Raw genomic sequence first — 24069 nt, 5'->3', positions numbered from 1 at the left:
CGTCATGCCGGCGGAGGCCGGGGTGGAAGACTACCGCACCGTGAACAATATCTGGTCGGCGACGCCGCCGTCCGGGCGCCGGAGCTGGAGCCGGTGCGCCCCCGGGCCGGGCAGGACGAGCGGCTGCGCCTCGGCCGGGCCGATGTCGCGGCGGTCGAGGACCAGGCGATGGCCCGCCACCGCGCCGGCGACGAGGATGCGAATGCGCTGGCGATCGCCGGGAATGTCGGGATCGAGCGCATAGATGCTGCCAGACACCGGGCTGGTGATCCGCGCGCGGCGGGCCTCGGGCGGGGTGGGACCGAACAGCGCCTGGCCGGTGCCGCGCAGGAAATATTCGGTGCGCGGCGGCTCGATCCCGCCTGCGAAGCGGATCGCGCGGCTCTCGACGTCGGCCGGGCGGGCGGGGCGGGGCGGAGGCGCCTGGCGGTGGAGCGCCAGCATCACCTCGCGCCACACCGGCGCCGCGCCGCTGGTGCCGGAGACGGCGCGCATCGAATCGCCCTCCAGGTTGCCGATCCAGACGGCGACCGTGTAGCGGCTGGAAAAGCCGACGCACCAATTGTCGCGCATCGCCTTGGAGGTGCCGGTCTTGACCGCCGCCCAGAAGGGCAGGCGCAGCGCGCTGTCGAGCCCGAAGGTCCCCGCCCGCGCGCCCGGATCGGACAGGATGTCGGCGGTGATCCAGGCGGCGGCGGGCGCGATGACGGGGCGGGAGGCTTCGCGGCGGTCCCCGGCGCGCAGCCGGGCGGGCGACCAGCGGCCGGCATTGGCGAGCGCGCGGAACGCATTGGCCTGCTCGGCGAGCGTCACCTCGGCCGATCCGAGCGCGAGCGAGAAGCCGTAATAGTCGCCGTCCTCGGTCAGCCCGCGATAGCCAAGGTCCCACAGCCGGTCGCGGAAGGCGTTGACGCCGACCAGCAGCAGCGCCCGCACCGCCGGCACGTTGAGCGACGCCGCCAGTGCCGAGCGGGCCGAGACCGGACCCCGGAAGCTGCGGTCGTAATTCTGCGGCACATAGAGGCCCGAGGCAGTGTCGAGCTGGACCGGGCTGTCGTCGAGGATCGATCCGGCGGTCAGGTAGCCGCGTTCGATCGCGGCGGCGTAGAGGAAGGGCTTGAGCGTCGATCCGGCCTGGCGTGGCGCCCCGGCGCCATCGACCGCCGCCGCCGTCGACGCGCCGCCGACCCCGCCGACATAGGCGAGCGTGTCGCCGGTCGCATTGTCGAGCACGATCACCGCGCCGTCGCGGGCGCGCTGGTCGCCCAGGCCGATGAGCTGGCGGGAGAGGGCGGTGATCGCGGCGCGCTGGATCGCGCCGTCGAGCGTCGTCGTCACCCGCATCCCAGCATGGTCGATCAACCGCCGGGCGAGATGCGGCGCGAGACCCGGATCGATCCGCTGGCGGCGGGCGGTGCCGAGCGACCGCGCGGCGATCGCGGTCAGCGCCGGGCAGTCGGCGGGCTTCATCGCGCAAGCGCGCCGCGCGACCCGTTCGGGTGGAGCCTGCGGATCGGGCAGCAGCGCGGTCAGCAGCAGCGCCTCGTCGCCCGACAGCCGGTCGGGGGCCTTGCCGAACAATTGCCGGCTCGCCGCCATCACGCCTTGCGCCTCGCCCCGGAAGCCGGCGAGGTTGAGATAGGCTTCGAGGATCTCGTCCTTCGACCAGCCTCTCTCCAGCGCCATCGCCGCGCGCATCTGCCGCGCCTTCTGGCGGATCGAGCGGGCGCCCGGCCGGGCCAGCTCGGGGGCGAGGAAGCCGGCGAGTTGCATGGTTATCGTCGAGGCGCCACGCGGCCGGCGACCCGACAGGCCGTCGCGGATCGATCCGGCGAGCGCCAGCCAGTCGACCCCGCCATGCGTGGTGAAGCGACGATCCTCGGCCGCGATCACCGCGCGTGGCAGGACGAGGGCCATGCGGTCGAGCGGGACCCAGGCGAGCCGCCGCTGGGTGAAGTCGACCCGCACGCTTTCGAGGAGCCGGCCATCGCGGTCGTAGAGCCAGCTCTCCGTCGGTCGCCACGCCGCCTTCACCATGGCGGGTGCCGGCATCGCCGGCGGCAGGGTGAGGACGAACAGCGACAGCAGCAGCGCGAGCGGGCCGAACAGCGCCGCCCGTCGCCACGCCCGGCGCGACGGAAGCCTCATCGCGGTCGCCTCACTGCGGGAAGACCGACATCCGTGCGTTGGGCAGCGCGGCGCGGATCTCGGGCGAATACATCGCCTGCACCCGGGTCGGCGGCATCTGGAAACGGCCGGGGGCGTTGAGCCGTACCGCATATTCTACGGTGAAGCGGCCGCGCGGCACCCATTGATAATAGCCGCGCCACGCATCCTGCCCGCGCTCGACATAGGACGGGCTCACGCCGTCGCCGCCCGATGCCTGCGCCGCGAGTGTCGCCGACTGGCCGCCCAGGTCGCCGACGATCGTCGCACCCGCCGGGATCGGGTCGCTGACCACCACCCAGTTGCGCTCGGCCCCGGCATCGACGGTCAGGCGGATGCGCAGCACGTCGCCCTTGCTCATCTTCTTCGGATCGCGGCGCTGGATGAACTCGACCTGCCGGCTGACGCGATAGCCCGCGAAGAAGGGCTGCTTCATCGGCACCGCCGCTGACACCTGGATCTGCGCCCAGGGACCGGCCTCGCCGGGATGCGAGAGGCGGATCGGCGTCGGCTGCGCGGGCAGCGGGAAGCGCAGCACCGCCGGTTCGGCGGACGGCCAGCGCGCCATCCGCGACAGGCCGAGCAGGTCGACCTCGGTGGTGCCGGCGACGGCGGCGGGTGGATAGAGGCCGGTGAAGCGCCGCACCGCGACCACACCCCAGGCGTTGGCGGTGGTGGTGTCCCAATGGCCGCGCTGCTGGCGGAGCGCGGCACCGACCAGCAGGCGCGGCAGCTCGTCCTGCCAGCCCGGCCGGCCGGCGAGAACGGCGACCGCGCGGGTGGCGATCTCGTCGCCCGAGCTCATCATCCACCAGGGCGCGGTGCCGCTATCGACGAAGTCGAGCCGGGAGCCTTCATAGGCGATCCGCCCGCGCAGCACCGCCTCCGCCTCCGCGATCGCGCGCGGATCGGCGCCGGGCGTGCGGAGCAGCGCGCCGAGCCAGTCGAGCAGCGCGGAGGTCTGCATGTCGCGTGCAGCCATGCCGATCTGGCCGAACAGACTCGGCTCGGACCCGCCGTTGCGGGCGAGCGCGGCGAGCGCGGCGAGCTTCTCGGCGCGCGGATCGTAGGACCAGGGCACGTCGCGGCCGAGCTGCCCTTCGACGACCGACCGCATCGCCGCGACCATCCGGGTCCGTTCCGTCTCGGGCAGCGCCAGCCCCGCCTCGGCGGTAATCGACAGGACATAGGCGGTCAGCGCGACCGATCCCTCCATCCGGTCGTCGGGGAAGTAGCGGAGCAGTCCGTCGCGATCGAGATAGGCGGGCATGTCGGCGGTGAGGCCATTCCACGCCGCCATGTCGCCCGCGACGATCGCCTTGGAAAGCCGCTGTTCGAAGCAGTTGAACAGATAGTCGCGCATGTAGCGCCGTACCCCGTCGAGCGGCGGCGCGATGCTGTCGCTCAGCCGCACCTCGATCCCGCCGCGGCCGGGCAGTGCACCCACTGGCGGCGTCAGCGGCACCAGCGATTGCGGGCCGACGCGCAGCAAGGTCGCGGCCCAGACGTCGACGGGCACGGCGGGAACGATCGTCTGGGCGACGGTCAGCCGGTCGCTGGAACGGCCGTCGGCCGAACGCGCCGTCACCGTCCAGCCGAGCTTGTCGAGACCGGTCGGCGCGGTCAGCCACCAGGTGACCGACTTCGCCCCGCCGGCGGGCAGCGACACGGTCAGCGGCGGCCCCTTGACGATCGACGGGTTAGCGGTGACCCGCGCGGTCACCGTCATCGGTTTCTCCGATCCGTTGCGCAGGACGAAGCTGGCGCCATAGCGGTCGCCGGACCGTACCAGCGGCGCGATGCTCGAATAGATGCTCAGGTCCTGCTGGGTGCGGACCGTCGTGCTGCCGGTGCCGAAGCTGCCGGCGCCGGCATTGGCGATCGCGACGAGGCGGAAGGAGGAGAGCGCGTCGGACAGCGGCACCGCCACCCGCACCATGCCGGACGCATCGAGCGGGACGCGGCCCTTCCACAGCAGCACGGGACGGAAATCCTCACGGTTGACCTGGGTCAGGTCGCCGCCGCCGCCACCGCCGGCCGCCACCGCCTTGCGGCCATAATGGCGCTTGCCGACCACCTGCATCTGCGCGGTCGAGGTGAGCACGCCGAGCGGCCGTTCGCCCATCATCGCGTCGAGCAGCTTCCAGCTCTCGTTCGGCGACAGTGCGAGCAGCGCCTCGTCGACCGCGACGAAGGCGATCTCGGCGGCGCGCGGCGGCTTGCCGTCGGGGCCGGTCACCCGCACCGCGACCTGGGCCCGGTCGCGGACATGATATTTGCCGCGGTCGGCCTGCACGTCGACGGCGAGGCGATGGCGGTCCCAGCCGACGTTGATCTTCGCGACCCCCAGCCGGAAGCTCGGCTTGGCGAGGTCGACCAGTGCGGTCGGCTTCGCGGCGAGGTCCTGGAAGAACGGCAGGTGCCAGCGGCGGGCGAAATCGGCGAGCCACAGCCGCCAGCCCGCGACCCGCCCGCGCACGGCAAGCACCGAGACATAGACGTCGGGCGCATAGGCACCCTGCAACGGCACCTCGACGACCGGATCCTTGCCCGACAGCTTCGTCACGAAGCTCGACAGCACGCCCTCGCGTTCGACCGTGACCAGCGCGGTCGCCGAGCGGAACGGCATCCGTACCTGGAAACGGGCGGTGTCGGTCGCGCGATATTCGCGCTGCTCGGGAATGACGTCCATGCGGTCGCCATTGTCGCCGCCGAACCACCAATCGCCGCCGGCCAGCCAGACCGAGGTCACCGCCCGCGCCTCGTTGCCCGATCCGTCGCGCACCGTCGCGACCGCATAGACCTCGCCCGATATGCCCGGATCGAGCTGGCACGAGGCGAGCCCGCGCGCGTCGGTGAAGACCGTGCAGCCCTGCTTCAGCCGGGTGACCTTCGCATTGTTCTCATAGGCATAGAAACCGCCGACCAGCCGCCGCCGCGACGAGAGGATCTCCCGGCTGTAGAGCTTCACCGAGACGCTGCGGCCCTGGACCGGCTTGCCGTCGAGATCGAGCGCGACCAGCTTGAGGCGCAGGTCGTCCTTCTTCATCAGCCAGCCGTCGGTGCGGATGCCGAGCTGCAGCGAGGCAGGGTTGATCACCATCCGCTGGGTCGCGGTCAGCGTCTCGCCATTGGCATCGGGATAATCCATTTCGACGGTCAGCGTCGCGCCGTCGCGCGCCGTCTCGGGGATGGCGATGCTGGTGCGGCCCGCGCCCTGCCGGTCGAGGTTGAGCGCGAGGAGCTGGACGCCCGGCAGCGGCGCCGCGAGGTCGCGATTGTCGTCGTCGAGCGGGGTGACGCCTTCCTTGAGCGGCGCGCCGCCGAAGCTCCAGCCGTCCCAGCCCTTCGGGCTCGGCGTCGCCTGGTCGAAGCTGGTGCGGACGGCAACCGGCAGGTTGGCCGCCCCGCCGCCCGACAGATAGCCGACATAGAGGTTCACCGGCACGGTCTTGGGCCGCACCAGCGCCTGTTTCGGCCCGGTCACGGTCGCGCGCATCGTCGGCAGGCGATATTCGTCGACCCGTACCGACTGGCTGGTCCCGACCTCGTCCTTGCCGATCTGGAGCGACAGGTCATAGTCGCCCTGCGGCGTGCCTTTGGGCGCGGTCCATTCGCTCAGGGCAATGCCGTCGCGGCCGATCGTCAACGGGATCTCGTATTTGGTGTCGGACCCGCGATGGCGCAGGGTCAGCGTGCCCTTCGCCGCCATCGGCGCGAAGCCGGTCGCGATCGGGCGGCGCAGCAGGTGCTTCATGTGCACCGTCTCGCCCGCGCGCATCAGCGTGCGATCGAACAGGGTGTGGAAGATCAGGGGCCGTTCCTCATATTGGAACGGCATGTCGAAATCATAGGGGCTGAGGCCCTTGCTCCAGCTGGTGAGCGTGAAGCTGAAGTCGCCGTCCTTGCGCGCCGACACCATCAGCGGGTGGGAATCGCCGTCGCACCAACCATAGGTCTGCGGCTGTGGCAGCTTGTCGCGGATCAGCAGCCGGCCGGCCGCATCGGTGGTGCCGCGCGCGATCGGCTTGCCGGTGCAACTGTCGCTGACCTGGATCGCGGCGCCGGCGACGGGATCGCCGCTGGCCAGGCGCGTCACCCAGGCGAGCGAGCTGGCGTTGCCCCATTTGAAATGGACCGCCATGTCGGTGACGAGCGCGCCGGTCGCGACATAGCGGACCGCGTTGCGGCCGAGCAGCGCGCGGCCGAGCGTCGGGCTCGCCACCTCGACCACGTAGAAGCCGGGCTTGCCGAGCGGGATGCCGACCACCTCGAACGCCTTGCCTTTGCCGGGCAGCGGGATGCTGGTCGGCTTCAGGCCCGGCTGGCGGGCGAGCAACGGCGTGTCGCGGGTGTGGTTGACGGTGACGGTCTCGTCGCCGCGCTTCTCGTCGGTGAAGTCGCTGTCCTCGGCATCGTCCAGCCGGCGGAGCCAGGCCGCGACCTCGCCGTCCGAACTGCCGAGCCGCAGCGTCTTGCCGTCGATCGGCAGCGCCTTCGCCGACAGCTTCGGCTCGATCGCGCGGACGGTGAGCGGCAGCATGCCGCCCTCGCTTGCTTCGAGGATGCCGAAGGTCGCGGCGAACTTCGCCAGCGGCGGCGCGGCGTCGAAGCGGATCGGCAGCGGAAAACGGCGGGCATTGGCGAGGGGCCGGTCATTCTCGTCGAGCACCCGCGCGGGCAGCAGCAGCGTCGCGGCGGTCGCCGGGCGATCGGCGGCAATCTCGAACTTCACGCTTTGCACGGTGGGCGAGGGGGTGGCGCCCTCGTCGCCGTCGTCGAAGCCGGCGGGTGCGATGCTGGTGCCGTCAGGCAGGCGGATGCGCACTGCCGCGGCCGTGCCGCGCGGTACCGGGGCGGTGAAGCGGACATAGGCCGGCTCGACCGGGTTGCAGCCGGCGCGCGGATTGGTGCGGGTGCATTCGAAGCGCGCGGTGAACTCGTCGATCACGCGATAGTCGAAGCGCCGCGTCTCGAGTGCGGTGCGGCCGCCGCCGCTGATCGTGTTCGGCCAGACCAGCGCCATGTCGCGGCCCGGCGGCAACGGCCGGCGGCAGCGCAGCGCGACCAGGTTGCGCAGCCCGCCGGGAGCGCGAGCTCGCTCGATGGTGAGGCCGGCTTCCTCAAGGAAATTGCTGAGCTGGTAATTGTTGGGCAGCCCCTCGACCAGCTTGCGCGGCACGTCGGCGGGGAGCACGTCGACCGGCAGCTTCTCGCCGATCCCATCGACCGCGCAATAGGCCTCGCTGGCGATCGATGCGCGATCGGCGGGGACGTTGGTCGCGATCAGGAAGGTCTGGTCCTGCTGGATCGAGCCGCCGTAGCGCGCAGGCAGGACGGCGCGGGCATCGGGCCCGCTGCTGTCGAGGACATAGGCGCTGCGCTCGCCGACCAGCGGGGTGCCGTCGAGCCCGGCGAGGCCGGACCGCAGGGTCAGCGTGCAGCGCGACCCGCCGGGCAGCGGGGCGGCGAACTCGTAGCTGTAGCTTTGCTGGTCGGACCAGCGCCCGCTGCCCGCGACCGGGCAGTTGATGTCGAACGGCCCGCGCGCGCGGGGTTCGCCGAGCGGAACCATCGGCGCCGAGAAACGGATCTGGAAGCTGCGGAAACCGCCGACGTCGTTGCCGGGCCCCGCCGACAGCACGCTCGGCCCGCCGCCCTGCGAGGAGGCGACCGAAGCGAGCAACAGGAGGACCGGAGCAAGCCGTTTCAGGACGCCACGCATATACTCTCCCTCGCCGCCCAGCTTGTGGCAGATGCCGCGGCAAGGCCAGTGATTTTCATCACTGTCCGGCCCTCGGCTCCTCCCGCCAACCCCGCGAAAGAGGGGAATGGCCTAGGCGATCAGCGCCAGCACCTGATCGGCCAGGGTCAGCGGATCGAAGGGCTTGGTGATCACGCCCTTCGCGCCTTGCTCGATATAGGTCCGCACGTCCTGCGGACGGGCGCGGGCGGTGACGAACACCACCGGTATCTTCGCCAGTTCCGGATCGTCGAGCATCGCCGCGAGCACGTCGGGTCCGGTCAGCCCCGGCATCATCACGTCGACCATCGTCAGGTCGGGCCGCCAGTCGCCGCCGCTCAGCACCTCCAGCGCCGCCTCGCCCGAATCGGCGGTGCGGACCTCGATCCCAGGCCGGATGCGCAAGGCGAGCTCGACGATCAGCCGGATGTCGGGCTCGTCGTCGACATAGAGGATGCGGGTCTGTTCGGTCATTGTGGTCCACCATGACGGTCGACGATATCGAGCACCGTCGAGGTCAGCTTCGGCAGCGCGCGACGCGACTTGACCAGCACCGCATCGGCGAGCCGCCGGGTTTCCTCGTCCATCTCCTGGGCCGAATAGACGATGACGGGCAAGGGTTTGTCCCAGGACTTGATCTCGGACAGCAGCGCGAGCCCCGATCCGTCGGGCAGGCCGAGGTCGAGCACGATCGCGTCGGGACGGCGTTCGTCGAGGATCGCGCGGGCCGAGGACAGGCTGGTCGCGTTGAGCAGCAGCCCGCGCCCGGCGAGCGCCGCCGCGAACAGCTCGCGCGTGTCGCCGTCGTCGTCGATATGGAGGATCACCGCCTTGCTCTGCCCCTGGCGGCGGATCGCGCGCTGGATGAGCTGGATCAGCCGCCGCGGATCGAACGGCTTCTGCAACCAGCCGGCATAGGGCTGATGATCGAGGTCGGCGGGCGGGGCGATGCCGGAGATGACGATGATCGGCGGCTTGCCGGTGCCGGGGTCGCTGCTGATCGCCCAGATCACGTCGGAGCCGTCGGCATCGGCCAGCGTCATGTCGAGCAGGATCGCCGCATAGGGCTGCGACCGGGCATGGGCGATCGCCTCGCGCATCGTCGTGACATGGTCGCTGGCATAGCCGTGCGCTGTCAGGATCGACTGGACGGTCCGCCCCGCATCGGCGTCGTCCTCGCAGATCAGCAGCCGCGCCGATCCGATATCGATAGTCTCGGAGGCCTGGGTCGTGTCGCGCGGGATGCTGAAGGCAAAGCGGGCACCGCCCTCGCTGCGGTTCTCGAACGATATCTCGCCGCCATGACTGCGGACGATCTCCCGCGAGATGGCGAGGCCGAGGCCGGTACCGGCGATGATCTGGCGCGCGGGATGGCTGCCGCGGGCGAAGCGGTTGAAGATGTTCTTGGCGAACTCGGGGGGAATCCCGGGCCCGCTGTCGGTGATCTGGATGACGTGGTCGTCGCGGCCCTCGATCAGCTCGAACCGGACGATCGATTCCTCCGGCGAGAATTTGACGGCGTTGGACAGCAGATTGCCGGCCACCTGGATCAGCCGGTCGGCATCGGCGCAGGCCATCACCGGCGTCGCCGGCATCAGCGTCTCGATCCGAATCGAACGGCGATCGGCCAGACCCTGCATCGCATGCGCCGCCTTGGTCATCACGTCGCGCAGGTCGATCACCGCATAGTCGAAGGCCATCCGGCCCTTGCGGATCTGGTCGATGTCGAGGATGTCGTTGATCAGGCGGATCAGCCGCTGGCTGTTGGTCTCGGCGATCTCGGCGAGCCGCTGCGCCTCGGCCGGCAATTGCCCTGCGGCGCCGCTGCGCAGCAGGGTCAGCGAGCCGACGACCGAGGTCAACGGCGTGCGCAGCTCATGGCTGACGGTCGAGATGAAATCATCCTTGAGCCGGTCGATCTCCTTGCGGCCGGCGGCGTCGCGCAGCGCCGCGACGACGTGGATGCCGTCGGGCAACGGCATGGTGCCGAGCACGACGTCGACGGGAACCGGCTCGCCCTGCCGGTCGCGGCCGGTCAGGTCGATCAGCTCGGTCTTCTGCAACTGTCCGTCGCGGATGCCGAGCCGCTCGAGGAAGGAGCCGTTGCCCGGCGCGATGTCGACCAGGGTCGAGATGTCGCGGCGCAAAAGCTGGTCGGCGCTATAGCCGAACATGCGCTCGGCGGCGGGATTGATGGTTTCGATGCTGCCGCTCGGGTTGATCAGGATGATGCCGTCGGTGGCGCTATCGAAGATCGCGCGCTGGCGCGCGGCGGCCTCGCGATGCTCGAAGGCGAGGCGGTTGTTGGTCCGCCGGCCGCGGCCGAGCAGGAATCCGAGCAGGCCGGCGATCACCGCGATGAAGGCGATCGCGCTCCAGATGACCGTCCGATTATGGGCGAGCCGCTCCGCCTGGTGCTGCTGCAGCGCCGCGACCTCGCGGTCGGTCTGCGCTTCCATCTTCCCGATGATCGACCGGATGCTGTCCATCTGGCGCTTGCCTAGTCCCTCACGCAGCCGGACAGCGGCGGTTTCGGGGCCTAGACGGTCGCGCATGTCGATGACCAGGCGCATTTCGGCGAACTTGTCCCCGATGAGCTGCTTCAGCCGATCGAACTGCATGTCGTCGGCATAATCGGGTCGCAGCCGCTCGACCTTGCGGACCTGCGCGTTGATCTTCGCGCTGGCGTCGTCATAGGGGCCGAGGAAGGCGCGCGATCCGCTGATCAGATAGCCGCGCTGCCCGGTTTCCGCGTCCTTGATCAGCGAGAACAGGCGCTCGACCTCGCGCTGGTAGACGAAGCTCGCCTGCAGCGCGTGGCGCGTGGCCTCGCCGCGGCGGCTCTCTCCCCCGAACCAGACGGCCATCGCTGCGAGCAGCAGGGGCCCGATTGCGGCGATCAGGCCGATCTGCAGCCAACTCGGCCGGATCTTGTGCTGGTGCGGCAGGGTCAGCGTCATGAAGGCTGCAGCAACGGACGCATCATCAGGATCGCCTGGGTACGATTGGTTACCCCCAATTTGCGGAAGATCGCCGACAGGTGCGCCTTGATCGTCGCTTCCGACACGCCGAGATCGGCGGCGATCTGCTTGTTGAGGTCTCCCCCTGCCAGCGCCAGGAGGACGCGCCGCTGGGCGCCCGAAAGGCTGTCGAGCCGCTTGCGCAGCATGTCGATATGGGTGTCGGGGCCTGCGGAGGTGGGGAAGACACGGCCGCCGGCCAGGATGATCTCGATGCCGGCGATGGTGGCGTCGAGCGGCTGGCGCTTCGACAGGAAACCGGCCGCGCCGACCGCCTGGGTCGTTGCCACCATCTGTTCGCTGTCATGCGCGGAGATGATCGCGATCGGCGTGCGGCCGAGCAGGTGCTGAAGGCGGAAGAAGCCCCCGAAGCCGTTGGCATCGGGCAGTTCATAGTCGAGCAGCAGGAGCTTGTAGGGTCCGTTGCGCTGGACCAGCGCCTCGGCCTCTGCGATCGAGCCGGCGACATCGACGATATGGCCGGGGTGCCGCGCCCTGATGGAAAGCTGGATGCCCTCACGGATCAACGGATGGTCGTCCGCGATCAATATCCTTCCGATCGTCACGCCTCCTCCCGACATGTTCCGGCCGGAACGGCCCTGGCTCCTCTGCTTTCCGACCCGGCCCTCCCGAAAGGTCGATGGAACGCAGGATGATCGTTGGTTATTATAATTTTTTGGGCTTGGCGAGTATGCGGGAAAATTACGGGATTCTCCTGGTCGATGACGAGCCGGCCTATCGTGCGATCGTGAGCGCGCTGCTGCGGTCGCTGCCGATCGACATCGATCATGCCGCCGACCGCGCGGCGGCGCTGCGCAGCCTGGCGGTGCGGCGCTATGACCTGATCCTCGTCGACATCGAGCTCGGCCGGGACGATGGCCGGGAGGTCGCCGCGGTGCTTCGCGGTGCGGACTGTCCGATCCTGGCCTTCACCGGCCTTCATCCGGCGGAGGGCGAACGCTATTTCACCGATCACGGATTCGACGGCTGGATCGCCAAGCCGTTCGAGGGAAGGACGCTGGTCGCGGCCGTATGCCGCTGGCTCGGCGACGGTGTGCCGTCGACGGAAGCGCCGGCCGAGGGCGGGCAGCTCTCCGCGCTGCTGGGGGCCGATGGCGCGGCGTCGATGATCGGCCGGCTGCACGCCAACCTTGCCGAGGCGGTCGCCCAGATCGACGGCGGGGCGGATGCACGGCCGATTGGCCACCGCATGGGCGGGCTGGCAGGCACCCTGGGCTTTCCGACGCTCAGCGCCGCCTGGCTGTCGTTGCAGGACGATCGCGCGGCATGGCCCACCGTTCGCGCGCTGACGATCGAAGCGATCGCGCGGGCGCAAGGATCGGCGCCGGATTGATGCCGTCGTCCGTCAGGGGGGACTTGACCGGCCCGGCGGCGGCAGCCAAGCGGCAGGCGCGGCCCTTCGGCCGTCCGAGACCCTGAAGCGCGCCTGGAGCTGCCGTGGCCGAGACCCATATCCTCACCCTGTCCTGCGTCGACCATCCCGGGATCGTCGCCGCCGTGTCGACCTCGCTGGCGCGGCATGGCGCCAACATCCTGGAGGCGCAGCAGTTCGATGACCTGCTGACCGGACGTTTCTTCATGCGGGTGGAATTCGCGCTGGTCGGCGGCGCCACGATCGGGCAGCTCGCGGCGGGCTTCGCATCGGTCGCAGCCGATCACGGGCTCGACCACAGCTTCCGGGCGTCGGCCGAGCGCAAGAAGGTGCTGCTGCTCGCCAGCAAGTTCGACCATTGCCTCGCCGACCTGCTCTACCGCTGGAAGATCGGCGAGCTGGCGATGGAGCCGGTCGGCATCGTCTCCAACCATCCGCGCGAGACCTATGCCCACCTCGACTTCGGCGACATTCCCTTCCACTTCCTGCCGGTCAGCCGCGACAGCAAGGCCGAACAGGAGGCGCGGATCAAGGCGATCGTCGAGGCGACCGGCGCCGATCTGGTGGTGCTCGCCCGCTACATGCAGATATTGTCGGACGACCTCGCCGCCTTCCTGGCCGGGCGCTGCATCAACATCCACCACAGCTTCCTGCCCGGCTTCAAGGGTGCCAAGCCCTATCACCAGGCCCATGCGCGCGGGGTCAAGCTGATCGGTGCGACCGCCCATTTCGTGACGGCCGACCTCGACGAGGGGCCGATCATCGAACAGGACACCGAGCGGGTCAGCCATCGCGACACCCCCGACGATCTCGTCCGCAAGGGCCGCGACATCGAGCGCCGCGTCCTCGCCAGCGCGGTCCGCGCCGTGCTGGAGGACCGCGTCCTGATGAACGGCGCGACGACGGTGGTGTTCAGCTAGGCGCGACCGGCAGGGGGCGTCACTTGCCCCCGAACATGGCCGCGATCTCGGCGCCGCGCCGGGCTTGCAGCACGCCGCAGCTGTTGATCTGCTCGACGGTGCGGTCGAGCGCCAGCGCGCCGCGCTGGTAGCGGACGATCTCGGGCCGCAGGGCGGCCTCGACCGCCGCCGCCTTCTCGGCCGAGCAATAGCGGACCGGGACGGCGGGAAGCTGCGACGCGACGAAGATGCCGGCATTCTTCACCAGCTCGGCATAATGGCCGATCATCCACTGATAGGCCATGTCGCGGGTCGCCGGTTCGAGCGCCATATATTGGATCAGCGCGGTGCGATCGCCGCTGCGCAGCCGCTTGTCGCCGAGATGATCGAGCAGCCAGCGGCCCGCCGAGGCGCTGTCGGTGCTGGCGAGCGCGCCGATCGCGCTGTCCCGGAACAGCGTGTCGTCGCTGGTCACCGCCTTCTCGAACAGCGTCGCGACCGCGGCGTCGCCGCCGGCGGCCAGATAGGCGCCCAGCCCGGCGCCGAAGAAGGCCTGATCGAGCGCCGCCTTGTCGCCGGCGAGCCAGGTCTTGGCGGCGGTGGCGAGCGTTGCGATCAGCGCCTTGTCCCCGGCCTCGCCCGCGACGAGGGTGACGAGGTCGGCGCGCAGCTTCTGCCGGTCGCCGTCGTCGGACGCATAGATTCCGGCGCGCGGGTCGAAGCCGATCGCGGCGAGCTTGGGACGGTAGATGTCGGCCATGAAGGCGCGATAGCCGTTGACCGCGTCGCCCGAGATCATGCCGCGCTGGCGCAGACCCGCCAGCCGCAGGCCGCCGGCGGTCGCCGCCACCGAATAGTCGTTCGCCGCCATCGCGCGGGTGGCGTCGAGCAGCAGCGACGGCGCCACCTCACCGGCGCGGAAACCGGCCCACAGGCTGTCGGTCAGCGCCAGCGCCTCGCCGGGCGGCAGGCTGGCCGCCTCGGCGATCAGCGTCTTCCACTCGGCCTCGGGAAGGGAGAAGCGGTAATAGCCGGTGCCGCCGGCATTGGGGATGATCGCCCCTTTCGCGGTGATCGGCACGGTGCCGGACGGCTTGTCGAGCAGGGTGCAGTCGCGGCTCTCGCCGACCCGGATGCACAGTGGGATGATCCAGCTCTGCTGCGGCAATTGGGTGCCGAGCAACGCATAGCGCTTCTGGGCCACCGACAGGCCCGTTGCGGTCCGCTCGACGCGGACCACGGGCACGCCCTGCTGATCGACGAAGCTCCGCAGCGATTCGAGCACGCGCGGATCGTGCGACGCGTCGGCGAGTGACCCGAAGAACTGGTCGGTGGTCGCATTGCCATAGGCATAGCGGTTGAGGTGGAGGCGGACGCCGTCGCGGAATTTCTCGTCGCCCAGATAGGCGGCGATCATCGCCACCACCTGACCGCCCTTGCCATAGGTGACCTGGTCGAAGGCGCTATCGATCTCGCCATTGGTCTTGATCGGCTGGTGGATCGGCCGGCCCGCCTTCAGCGCGTCGACGTTCATCGCCGCGAACGCCTCGTCGATCGCGCCCGCGCCGATCTTCAGGTCCGGGCGCCATTCGTTGCCGATGCGATAGCCCATCCAGTTGGCGAAGCTCTCGTTGAGCCACAGGTCGTCCCACCAGGCGGGGGTGACGAGGTCGCCGAACCACTGGTGCGACAGCTCGTGCGCGACGACCATGCCGAAGGTCTTCTTCTGGTCGGTCGAGGCGCCCCGGTCGAGCAGCAGGATGGTGTCGCCATAGATGTCGGCCCCGGCATTCTCCATCGCGCCCGGCATCACCGGCGAGCCGATCTGGTCGAGCTTGGGGAACGGGAAGGCGGTGCCGAAATATTTCTCCAGCAGCGTCACGATCGGGCCGGTGTTCTCCAGTGCATAGCCGAGCTTGTCCTTGTAGGGCTGGGTGCCGACGATGCCGATCGGCAGCGGCTCCTTTCGCTCGGCCGTCGGCGGAACGGCGCCGGTCGCGGTAGCGAAGGGACCGACGGCGAAGGCGACCAGATAGGTCGGCAGCGGCTTGGTCGCCTCGAATTCGTGGCGGACGAGGTCGCCGACCTTGGTGGTGCGGACCTCGCGGCTGTTGCCGATCGCGACCTCGCCCGGCCGGGTCGTCACGGAGACCGTGAAGGGCGTCTTGTAGCCGGGCTGGTCGAAGCCGGGAAAGGCGGCGCGCGCATCGATCGACTCGAACTGGGTCCAGGCATACCATTGGTCGGCGACCTTGACCCGGTAGAGGCCCGATGCGCCGTCGCCGAACGCGGCGTCATAGTCGAACGCCAGCGTCACCTTGCCGGCGGGCAGCGGGCTGGCGAAGTCGAGCCTCGCGACGCCCGATCCGTCGACTTCGCTATAGCGTGCCTCGACCGTGCGGCCGCCCGCCCTGGCGACAACGCGCGCGACCTTCAGCGAGCGGCCATGGAGGAAGAGCGACCCTGTCTCGCCCTTGAGCGTCGCGTCGATCTCGGCATGGCCGGAGAAGCGCTCGCGGTCGGGCAGGATGGTGAGGTCGAGCCGATAGGCGAGCGGCGTCGCGGCGTCGGAGAGGATGCCGAGCGGCACCGGTTCGGCCACGGGCGCGGCGGCGGAGAGGGGAACGGAAAGGGCCGCCAGGGCAACGGCGGCAAGCAGCTTCTTCATGGAACCCCCTTCGAATGGAATGCCAAGGTCATATAGTCGACTAATACACCTGGCAAGCCGCGCCGGCGTAGCATCGGGAGGGGGCGATCAGGAGGCGGCCCGGACCCGGTGTTTCGGCCCCGGCGGCGTCTGGCCGGCGATCACCACCCGGTCGCGTCCGTTCTCCTTGGCGGCGAGCAGCGCGCCGTCGGCGACGCTGATCAGGCTCGCGGCGTCGGCCTCGGCCGGGAAGGCAGCGACGCCGATCGACACCGTCACCGGCGGCAGCGGACGACCACGATAGGCAAGCGAGACCTTGCGGATCGTCTGGCGGATCTCTTCGGCCCGCTCGGCGGCGGCGGCGCTGTCGCGGCCGGGCATCAGCAGGACGAACTCCTCGCCGCCATAGCGGCAGGCAAGGTCGCGCTCGCGCGCGTGGGCCTTCAGCACCTGGGCGACGTGCTGCATGACGAGATCGCCCGCGTCATGGCCGAAGGCGTCGTTGAAGCGCTTGAAATGATCGATGTCGACCAGCAGGCAGCCGAGCGGCGTGCGCTGGCTTTCCGCCAGCGCGCGCTCGACGTTGAAGACCTCTTCGAGATGGCGACGGTTGGAAAGGCCGGTCAGCGGATCGCGAGTCGCCAGCGCGCCGAGCGTCGCCCGGAGCTGGATGTTGGCGAGGGCCAGGCCGATATTCTCCGACATCAGGTCGAGATAGATCGCCCGCTCGGCATAGCGGCCGTCGCCGTCCTGTCCCTCGAAATAGAGCATCCCGACCGTGCCGCCCTGCGCCATCAGCGGCACGCAAAGGCAGTCCTGCCCGTCGATGTCGCCGATATGCTGGCAGCAGATGTCCTCTCCCTTCGCATTGCTGCGATGCGAATGGCCGCGGCGCAGGCCCCAGCAGAAGGAGGGGGCGAAATCGGCGATGGTCAGCTTCGGGTCCTGCCAGCGGCCGATCGTCGCCAGCCGGCCGCGGCCATGGTCGTAGACGAAGATGTGGCCGGCGAGGTCGGGGAAGATCTGCGGCGCGTAGCAGACCACCACGTCGGCCAGTTCGGCCTCGACGTCGCAGCCCTGCATGCGGTGCATCATCCGCGCGATCAGGTCCTTGATCCGGCGGTCTTCGTCGCGCTCATGCTCGAGCCGCTCGCGCTCGATGCTGTTGCGCCGGAACAGGCGGAGCGCGCGGGTCACCTCGCCGATCTCGTCATGGCGGCGGTCGTCGGGCAGGTCGGCGTCGAAATCGCGATCGGCCATGCGGACGACGACGTCGCTCATATGCGCGAGCGGACGCGCCACCCGCCGCGACAGGATGAAGTAGAGCACGGCCAGGAACAGCAGGCCGGTGAGCCCCAGCAGCAGCCGGGCGATGTCGTCCCAGCGGTCGGCGCGCTCGCGGGCGCGCTGGAGATCGCGTTCGGCGCGCGCCTTCAGCGCCTTCTTGAACGCGCTCAGCGACCGGTCGACCCCGGCGTCGAGCGCCAGATAGTCAGGCCCGTAGAGCAGCCGCTGCGCCTCCGCCCGGTCGCCGCGGTCGACGGCGGCGATCGCGCGCCGCTCGATCGCCTCGATCCGGTCGAGGTCGCGGTCGGCGGTCAGCAATTCGGCATATTCGTGCTGCGGGATGCCGAGCGCGCCAAGCCGGCCGACGGTGCGATCGACCACGCCGACATCGTCACGGTCGCGCAGCCAGGCGGTCTTGTGCGCGGCTTCGCCGCGCATGGCGTAGAGCCGCGCCTGATCGGTCATCCGCTCGACGATCAGCTCGATGTCGTCGGCGATGCGGATATAGTCGGAGCGGCGCTCGACGGCGATCCGCTCGTCGCCGTCGGCCCGGACCGAGGCCATGAAGGCCGCGCCCGAGCCGAAGGTCAGCAACAGGGTGACGCCATAGGCCCAGTTGGTGATCGTCGCTATGCGCATGGTGCCGCCCGCCAGCCTCTCGATGGCGCGACGTTAGATCATCGGCCCGGTCTTGTGCACCCTCCGCAAAATTGCGGATGAACCGCTCAGCGCGACGCCATCCTGCCGTCCCCGGCCTGCCAGCCGCCGCCGAGCGCGCGGAACAGGTCGACCTGGGCGTTGGTCACCCGCGCGTCGGACTCGGCCAGGTCGGCATCGGCGCTGGCCGAGGTCCGCTCGGCGTCGAGCACGGTCAGGAAGTCGACGCGCCCCTCGCGGAGCTGGGCGCGGCTGATCGTGGCGGCGGTCTGCGCCTGCGCCGCCGCCTCGCGCAGCGCCTCGCGGCGCTCCAGCTCATGGCCATAGGCCGAGAGCGCGGTCTCCGTCTCCTCCAGCGCGCGCAGCACGGTTCCGTCGAAGCCGGCGAGCGCGGCGCGGGTTGATGCCTTGGCCTGGGCGATCTTCGCGCGGCCGACCTCCTGGTTGGGGAAGTTCCAGCTCAGCAGCGGACCGAGCAGCCAGCGCAGCGGACCGCCGCCGAACATGTCGCCGAGCGACGGGCCGGTCGACCCGACCGAGCCGCCGAGCGAGATGCGCGGATAGAGATCGGCGGTGGCGATGCCGATCCGCGCGGTCTCCGCCGCCAGCCTGCGCTCTGCCTCGCGGATGTCGGGGCGCCGGGCGAGCAGGCCGCGCCCGTCGCCGACCGGGATCGGCCGGTCGAGCCGCAGCGTCAGCGTGCGCGCGCCCACCTCGGGCGGCAGCTCGGCCGGCGTCCGGCCGGTCAGCGTCGCCAGCCGGAACAGCGCCGCATCGCGCTGGGCGCGCAGTGGGGAGAGTGTCGCCCGCTGCTGCTCGCGCAGCGCCGAGGCCCGCGACAGGTCGAGCTTCGAGGTGCGGCCGGCCTCGAAACGCTTTGCGGTCAGGTCGACGACCTGGTCGAGCAGGCCAAGCGTGCGTTCGGCGACCGCGAGCCGCTCGACCGCCGAGGAGGCGTCGGCATAGGCGCGGGCCGTCTCGGCGGCGATCGCCACCTTGACCGCGTCGCGTGCCGCCTCGGCTGCCTGCGCGTCGCCGCGCGCGGCCTCGATCGAGCGGCCGACCCGGCCGAACAGGTCGACCTCGTAGGACACCGACAGCCCCGCGTCGAACGACCAGTCCTCGCGCTGTGCGCCGGCCGGGCGCTGGGTCGCGGGCAGGCGGCCGTAATTGGCCCCGGCGGAGACGTCGGTCTGCGGCAGGCGACCCGCCCGGCTTTCGCGCAGCAGCGCGCGCGCCTTGTCGAGATTGGCGACCGCGATGCGCAGGTCTGTGTTGGCCGCGAAGGCGTCGGCGATCAGCCGGTCGAGCACCGGATCCTGATAGAGCCGCCACCAAGCCTGATCGGGCTCGGCCTGGGTGATGGGGGCGGCCGGAGCCTTGATGAACGGGCCGTCGGCGCCGGCCGGGTCCGCCGGGCGGACATAATTGGGTCCGGCGGCGGCGACGGTCAGCAGCGCCGAGCCCGCGAGCAGCAGTTTCCTCAGCATGTTTTCCTCCCTTATTCGGCGGGGACGGCGGCGGTGCCGTCGTCGTCCCGGCCGTCCGCATGCCGGCCGAACCGCTTCGCGAAGCGGTCGGCGAGGCTGCGGGTGGCGACGTAGAAGGTCGGCGTGAAGACGAGGCCGAAGAAGGTCACGCCCAGCATGCCGGAAAAGACCGCCGTGCCGAGCGCCTGGCGCAGCTCGGCGCCCGGCCCGGTCGCGATCACCAGCGGCACCACGCCGAGGATGAAGGCGAAGCTGGTCATCAGGATCGGCCGCAGCCGGTCCTTCGCCGCGCGCACCGCCGCCTCGACCGGCGACAGTCCTTCCTCCTCGGCCTGCTTGGCGAACTCGACGATCAGGATCGCGTTCTTGGCGGCGAGGCCGATCAGCACCACCAGGCCGATCTGCGTCAGGATGTTGTTGTCCATCCCGCGCAGGTTCACGCCGGTCATCGCCGCGAGCAGCGTCATCGGCACGATCAGGATGATCGCGAGCGGCAGCATCAGGCTTTCGAACTGCGCCGCCAGCACCAGGAAGACGAACAGCACCGCCGCGGCGAAGACGATCATCGCGGCGCTGCCGGCCAGCTTCTGCTGATAGGCGACCTCGGTCCATTCGGTGCCGACGCCCGCCGGCAGCTTGGCGGCCAGCGCCTCCATCGCCGCCAGTGCCTGGCCGCTGCTGTGGCCCGGAGCGACGTCGCCCTCGACCTCGATCGACGGATAGAGATTGTAGCGGACGACGCGATAGGCGCCGTTGCGGTCCTCGACCGTCGCGACCGCGCCCAGCGGCACCATCCCGCCCCGGTCGGACCGGGTCTTGAGCTGCTGAATATCGCTCGCGTCGTCGCGGAACGGCAGGTCGGCCTGCGCGGTCACGCGATAGGTGCGGCCGAGCAGGTTGAAGTCGTTGACATAGGCCGACCCCAGATAGACCTGCAGCGCCTCGAACACGCGGCTCGGCGGTACGCCCATCATGTCGGCCTTGGCGCGGTCGACATCGGCGTAGAGGCGCGGCACGCCATATTCGAAGTTGGTGTAGACCATCTTCAGGCTGGGGTCCTTGTTCGCCTCGGCGATCATCGCCCAGGCGGCCTGGTTGAGCTTCTCCAGCCCCTGGCCGGAGCGGTCCTGCAGGATCATCTTGAAGCCGCCGCCGGTGCCGATGCCGCGGATCAGCGGCGGCTTCAGCACATAGATATGCGCCTGGTCGAAGCCGTGCGCGGCCTTGTTCGCCTCGGCGAGGATCTTCTCCTCGGTCAGGCCCTTCTTCGCGCGTTCCTCGAAGCTGTCGAAGACGAGGAAGGCGACCGCCGCGTTGGAGGCGGTGGTGCCGCTCGGCCCGTGATAGCCGGCCAGCATCACCGCACCCTTGACGCCTGGAACCTTCAGCATCTTCCTGGCGACCGCCTGCATCGTCGCGTCGGTCGACGCGAGCGAGGTGCCGGGCGGGGTGAAGATCGCGGTCATCAGATAGCCCTGATCCTGCGACGGGATGAAGCCGACCGGGGTTGCGCCGAACAGCGCGGCGGTCAGCGCCAGCAGGCCGGCATAGGAGAACAGCACCCGCTTCGGCCGGGCGAGCAGCTTGCGCGTGCTCGCGGCATAGAAGGCGCTCAGCTTGTCGAAGCCGGCGTTGAAGCGCTGCGCGCCGATCGCGGCCATCCGCCGCCAGCCGCCGGCGGGCAGATGCTCGGCCTTCGGCTTGAGGAGCCGGGCGGCGAGCGCCGGGGACAGGGTGAGCGACAGGATCAGCGAGATGATCGTCGCCGACGAGATGGTGACGGCGAACTGGCGATAGAATTCGCCGGTCAGCCCGGTCAGGAACATCGTCGGCACGAACACCGCGCACAGCACCAGCACGATTGCGACCAGCGCGGTCGATACCTCGTCCATCGACCGGAACGACGCCTGCATCGGGCTCAGCCCATGCTCCAGGTTGCGCTCGACATTCTCGACCACGACGATCGCGTCATCGACGACGATGCCGATCGCGAGGACGAGGCCGAACAGCGACAGGTTGTTGAGCGAATAGCCCATCGCCGCGAGCACCGCGAAGGTGCCGATCAGCGACACCGGGATCGCGATCACCGGGATGATCGCCGCACGCCAGCTCTGCAGGAAGACGAGGATGACGATGACGACCAGCACCACCGCCTCGAGCAGGGTGTGCTGCACGGCGTTGACCGACTCGCGGATGAAGTTGGTGGGGTTGTAGATCACCCGATAATCGAGCCCGCGCGGGAACTTCTCAGACATCAGCTTGAGCTCGGCGAGGACCGCGTCGGCGGTGGCGAGTGCGTTCGATCCCGGCCGCTGGAACACCGCGATGCCGAGCGACGGCTGGCCGCTCAGATACATGTTGATGCCATAGTCCTCGGCGCCCAGCTCGACGCGTGCAACGTCCTTGAGCCGGGTCAGGTGGCCCTCGGCGTCGGATTTGATGACGATGTCGGCGAACTGCTGCGGGGTGGAGAGGCGGCCCTGAGTCTCGACGTTCAGCTCATAGGCGCCGGTCGCCTCGGGCGGCTTGCCGATCGCGCCGGCTGCGACCTGGACGTTCTGGGCGCGCAGCGCGGCGACGATCTCGCCCGCGGTCATGTTGCGCGCGGCGGCGCGGCCCGGATCGATCCAGATCCGCATCGCATAATCGCGCGCGCCGAACAGCCGCACCTCGCCGACGCCCTCGATGCGGGCGAGCCGGTCGCGCATCTGGGTCAACGCATAATTGGAGATATAGCCGCGATCGAGCGAATTGTCGGGCGAGATCAGGTTGGCGACGAGGATGAAGTCGGGCGAGGTCTTGCGCGTCACCACGCCCTGGCGCCGGACGTCCTCGGGCAGGCGCGGCTCGGCCAGCGCGACCCGGTTCTGGACGAGCACCTGTGCCTCGTCGAGGTCGGTGCCCAGCTTGAAGGTGACGGTGATCGTCAGCCGGCCGTCGCTCGTTGCCTGGCTCGACATGTAGAGCATGTCGTCGACGCCGTTGATCTCCTGCTCCAGCGGGGAGGCGACGGTGTCGGCGATCGTCTCGGCCGACGCGCCCGGATAGGTCGCGCTGACCGTGACGGTGGGCGGCACGACGTCGGGATATTGCGAGATCGGCAGGCCGAAGAAGGCGAGCGCGCCGACGATGGTGATCACCACGGCGATGACGCCGGCGAAGATCGGCCGCTTGATGAAGATATGGCTCAGGCGCATGGCCCCGTTCCCCTGTGGCGCCGGCGCGAACGGGGCCGTTCGCCCTTCCGCGCGGGAAGGGCGTCAGGCCGCCGCGCGGGCGGTTGTCGGTTGGTTCAGAGCATCGGGCTTTTTATCTGACCCGCTCATCCTGAGGAGCCATTGGGCGAAGGCGAAATGGCGTCTCGAAGGAGTGGCCCCTCAAGACGGGCCTTCGCCTTCGTTCAGTCCCTCCCCAGGATGAGCGGAAGATTAAACGCTCGATGCTCCAGTGCTTGCTCTAGCGCGCTGCCGCCAGCGTCGCCTGTGACGATATCGGCGCGGGGACGGCCGGGGCCGCCGCGACTTTGGTGGCCTCGATGCGGCCGGCTATGGTCTGGACCTTGGGTGCGCTGGCGGCGAACTGCACGCCCGAGATCACCACGCGGTCCTTCGGCTTCAGCCCCGAGCGGATCACCCGGAGACCGTTGATCAACGGGCCGGCCTCGACCGGGCGGGCCTCGACACTGCTGTCCTTGCCGGTGACGACATAGACGACCTTGCGGGCCTGGTCGCTGACCACTGCGGCGTCGGGGACGAGCAGCGCCTTGCGCGCGCCGCCGGCCGCCAGCCGCATGTTGCCGAACATGCCCGGCGTCAGGAAATAGTTCGGATTGTCGACGACGGCGCGGCCCCGGATCGTTCCCGATCCGTTGTCGAGCGCATTGTCGGTGAAATCGACCTTGCCCTTCCAGCGATAGTCGGGCTCGTCCTGCAGACGGATCTCGACACGGTCGCTGCCGTCCTTCTGGCGCCGCTGCTTGAGGTAGAGCGATTCCGATCCGTCGAAGCTGAAATAGATCGGGTCGAGCGCGTTGACGGTGGTCAGCACGGTGGCACTTGCCGCGGCATCGCCGGAGACGAGATTGCCGATGTCGACCCGCCGGTCAGAGACGCGACCGGAGATCGGCGCGCGGACCTGGGTGAACTCAACGTCGAGGCGGCGGGCCTGGACCTGCGCGCGCGCCGCCGCCAGCGCGGCCTCGGCCGACTGGACGCGGGCGCGCAGCGAGTCGACCTCCTCGGCGCTCACCGCCTGGTCGGCGATCAGCCGGTTGGCGCGGGCGAGGTCGGCATGCGCCAGCGACAGCGCTGTCGCGGCACTCGCCGCGCGGGCGCGCGCCTCGGCCAGCGCCGCCGCGAAGGGGCGCGGGTCGATGGTGAAGAGGAGCTGGCCCTTGCGGACGATCTGGCCGTCCTTGAAGTGGATGCCGGTGAGGGCGCCCGAGACGCGCGGCCGGATCTCGACCGCCTGGCTCGCCTAGAACCGGCCGACATAGTCGTCCCATTCGACGATCGAGCGCTCGATCGGCTGGCTGACCGTGACGGTCGGCAGCGGCTGGGTATCCGCCTGCGCCTTGTCATGCCCGATCAGGCCATAAGCGCCGAACAGGATAAGGCCCGCGACGGGCAGCGCGGCATAAGCGGCGCGCTTGCGGGTGAAGCGGGGGGCTCGCGTCGGCTGCTGCTGCTCGGGCTCGGGCAGTTGGGCCGGATCCCCCTTGAGTTCGGAGAGGTACATGTTGCGTGTCCCTGCGTAAGCAAAATGTAA

General features: G+C 69.9%; 11 protein-coding genes and 1 pseudogene. 2 read left to right on the top strand and 10 right to left on the bottom strand.

The features are described 5' to 3' along the window. Positions 1 to 30: 30 nt before the first annotated feature. The 5 genes from pbpC to B5X82_RS07900 form a co-directional block, all read right to left on the bottom strand. On the bottom strand, positions 31 to 2148 hold the full coding sequence (pbpC, locus tag B5X82_RS07920; protein WP_079647578.1) for a penicillin-binding protein 1C: 2118 nt from the start codon (positions 2146 to 2148) through the stop codon (positions 31 to 33). Between the two features lie 10 nt (positions 2149 to 2158). Next, entirely contained in the window at positions 2159 to 7891 is a 5733-nt protein-coding gene (locus B5X82_RS07915; RefSeq protein WP_079647577.1) for an alpha-2-macroglobulin family protein, read from the bottom strand. A gap of 111 nt (positions 7892 to 8002) precedes the next feature. Then, positions 8003 to 8383, bottom strand: a complete 381-nt coding sequence (locus B5X82_RS07910) for a response regulator (RefSeq protein WP_079647576.1) — start codon at positions 8381 to 8383, stop codon at positions 8003 to 8005. Continuing rightward, positions 8380 to 10869 (bottom strand): CHASE3 domain-containing protein, encoded by a 2490-nt coding sequence (locus B5X82_RS07905; protein WP_079647575.1) that lies wholly within the window; start codon positions 10867 to 10869, stop codon positions 8380 to 8382. The genes B5X82_RS07910 and B5X82_RS07905 overlap by 4 nt, the downstream gene beginning before the upstream one ends. Beyond that, positions 10866 to 11495: a response regulator transcription factor gene (locus B5X82_RS07900; RefSeq protein ID WP_079647574.1), complete on the bottom strand. Its 630-nt coding sequence runs from the start codon at positions 11493 to 11495 to the stop codon at positions 10866 to 10868. The genes B5X82_RS07905 and B5X82_RS07900 overlap by 4 nt, the downstream gene beginning before the upstream one ends. A 125-nt stretch (positions 11496 to 11620) precedes the next feature. On the opposite strand from B5X82_RS07900, the gene B5X82_RS07895 reads away from it, so the two are divergent. Both B5X82_RS07895 and purU read left to right on the top strand, forming a co-directional pair. Beyond that, positions 11621 to 12283 carry a response regulator gene (locus tag B5X82_RS07895; RefSeq protein ID WP_223811264.1) on the top strand — a complete coding sequence of 221 codons (663 nt, stop codon included), beginning with the start codon at positions 11621 to 11623 and terminating at the stop codon, positions 12281 to 12283. A 104-nt stretch (positions 12284 to 12387) separates the two neighbouring features. Continuing rightward, positions 12388 to 13242 carry a formyltetrahydrofolate deformylase gene (gene purU / locus B5X82_RS07890; RefSeq protein ID WP_079647573.1) on the top strand — a complete coding sequence of 285 codons (855 nt, stop codon included), beginning with the start codon at positions 12388 to 12390 and terminating at the stop codon, positions 13240 to 13242. Positions 13243 to 13261: 19 nt separating this feature from the next. On the opposite strand, the gene B5X82_RS07885 is transcribed toward purU, so the two are convergent. From B5X82_RS07885 to B5X82_RS07865, 5 genes and pseudogenes are all read right to left on the bottom strand, one after another. Next, positions 13262 to 15889 carry a M1 family metallopeptidase gene (locus tag B5X82_RS07885; protein ID WP_079647572.1) on the bottom strand — a complete coding sequence of 876 codons (2628 nt, stop codon included), beginning with the start codon at positions 15887 to 15889 and terminating at the stop codon, positions 13262 to 13264. An 87-nt stretch (positions 15890 to 15976) separates the two neighbouring features. Further along, the gene (locus B5X82_RS07880) at positions 15977 to 17794 is read right to left on the bottom strand and encodes a sensor domain-containing diguanylate cyclase (protein ID WP_079647571.1); all 1818 of its coding nucleotides are present in this window, start codon (positions 17792 to 17794) and stop codon (positions 15977 to 15979) included. Between the two features lie 86 nt (positions 17795 to 17880). Next, a complete protein-coding gene (locus B5X82_RS07875) occupies positions 17881 to 19302 on the bottom strand; it encodes an efflux transporter outer membrane subunit (RefSeq protein WP_079647570.1) in 1422 nt (473 codons plus the stop codon). Positions 19303 to 19313: 11 nt separating this feature from the next. After that, positions 19314 to 22499: an efflux RND transporter permease subunit gene (locus B5X82_RS07870; RefSeq protein WP_079647569.1), complete on the bottom strand. Its 3186-nt coding sequence runs from the start codon at positions 22497 to 22499 to the stop codon at positions 19314 to 19316. Positions 22500 to 22758: 259 nt separating this feature from the next. Further along, positions 22759 to 24039 (bottom strand): annotated as a pseudogene (locus tag B5X82_RS07865) (efflux RND transporter periplasmic adaptor subunit). Positions 24040 to 24069: the final 30 nt, after the last annotated feature.

The sequence above is a fragment of the Rhizorhabdus histidinilytica genome, assembly GCF_900167915.1.
Taxonomy (GTDB): Bacteria; Pseudomonadota; Alphaproteobacteria; order Sphingomonadales; family Sphingomonadaceae; genus Rhizorhabdus; species Rhizorhabdus histidinilytica.
Note: the sequence above shows the minus strand (reverse complement) of the source record. Positions and strands in the feature narration are given on the sequence as shown.

Bases quoted from the DNA above. Each gene is read 5' to 3' on its own strand.
- B5X82_RS07875 (WP_079647570.1), bottom strand. From the start codon at position 19,302: ATGCTGAGGAAACTGCTGCTCGCGGGCTCGGCGCTGCTGACCGTCGCC.
- pbpC (WP_079647578.1), bottom strand. From the start codon at position 2,148: ATGAGGCTTCCGTCGCGCCGGGCGTGGCGACGGGCGGCGCTGTTCGGC.
- B5X82_RS07880 (WP_079647571.1), bottom strand. From the start codon at position 17,794: ATGCGCATAGCGACGATCACCAACTGGGCCTATGGCGTCACCCTGTTG.
- B5X82_RS07905 (WP_079647575.1), bottom strand. From the start codon at position 10,869: ATGACGCTGACCCTGCCGCACCAGCACAAGATCCGGCCGAGTTGGCTG.
- B5X82_RS07870 (WP_079647569.1), bottom strand. From the start codon at position 22,499: ATGCGCCTGAGCCATATCTTCATCAAGCGGCCGATCTTCGCCGGCGTC.
- B5X82_RS07910 (WP_079647576.1), bottom strand. From the start codon at position 8,383: ATGACCGAACAGACCCGCATCCTCTATGTCGACGACGAGCCCGACATC.
- B5X82_RS07895 (WP_223811264.1), top strand. From the start codon at position 11,621: ATGCGGGAAAATTACGGGATTCTCCTGGTCGATGACGAGCCGGCCTAT.
- B5X82_RS07915 (WP_079647577.1), bottom strand. From the start codon at position 7,891: ATGCGTGGCGTCCTGAAACGGCTTGCTCCGGTCCTCCTGTTGCTCGCT.
- B5X82_RS07885 (WP_079647572.1), bottom strand. From the start codon at position 15,889: ATGAAGAAGCTGCTTGCCGCCGTTGCCCTGGCGGCCCTTTCCGTTCCC.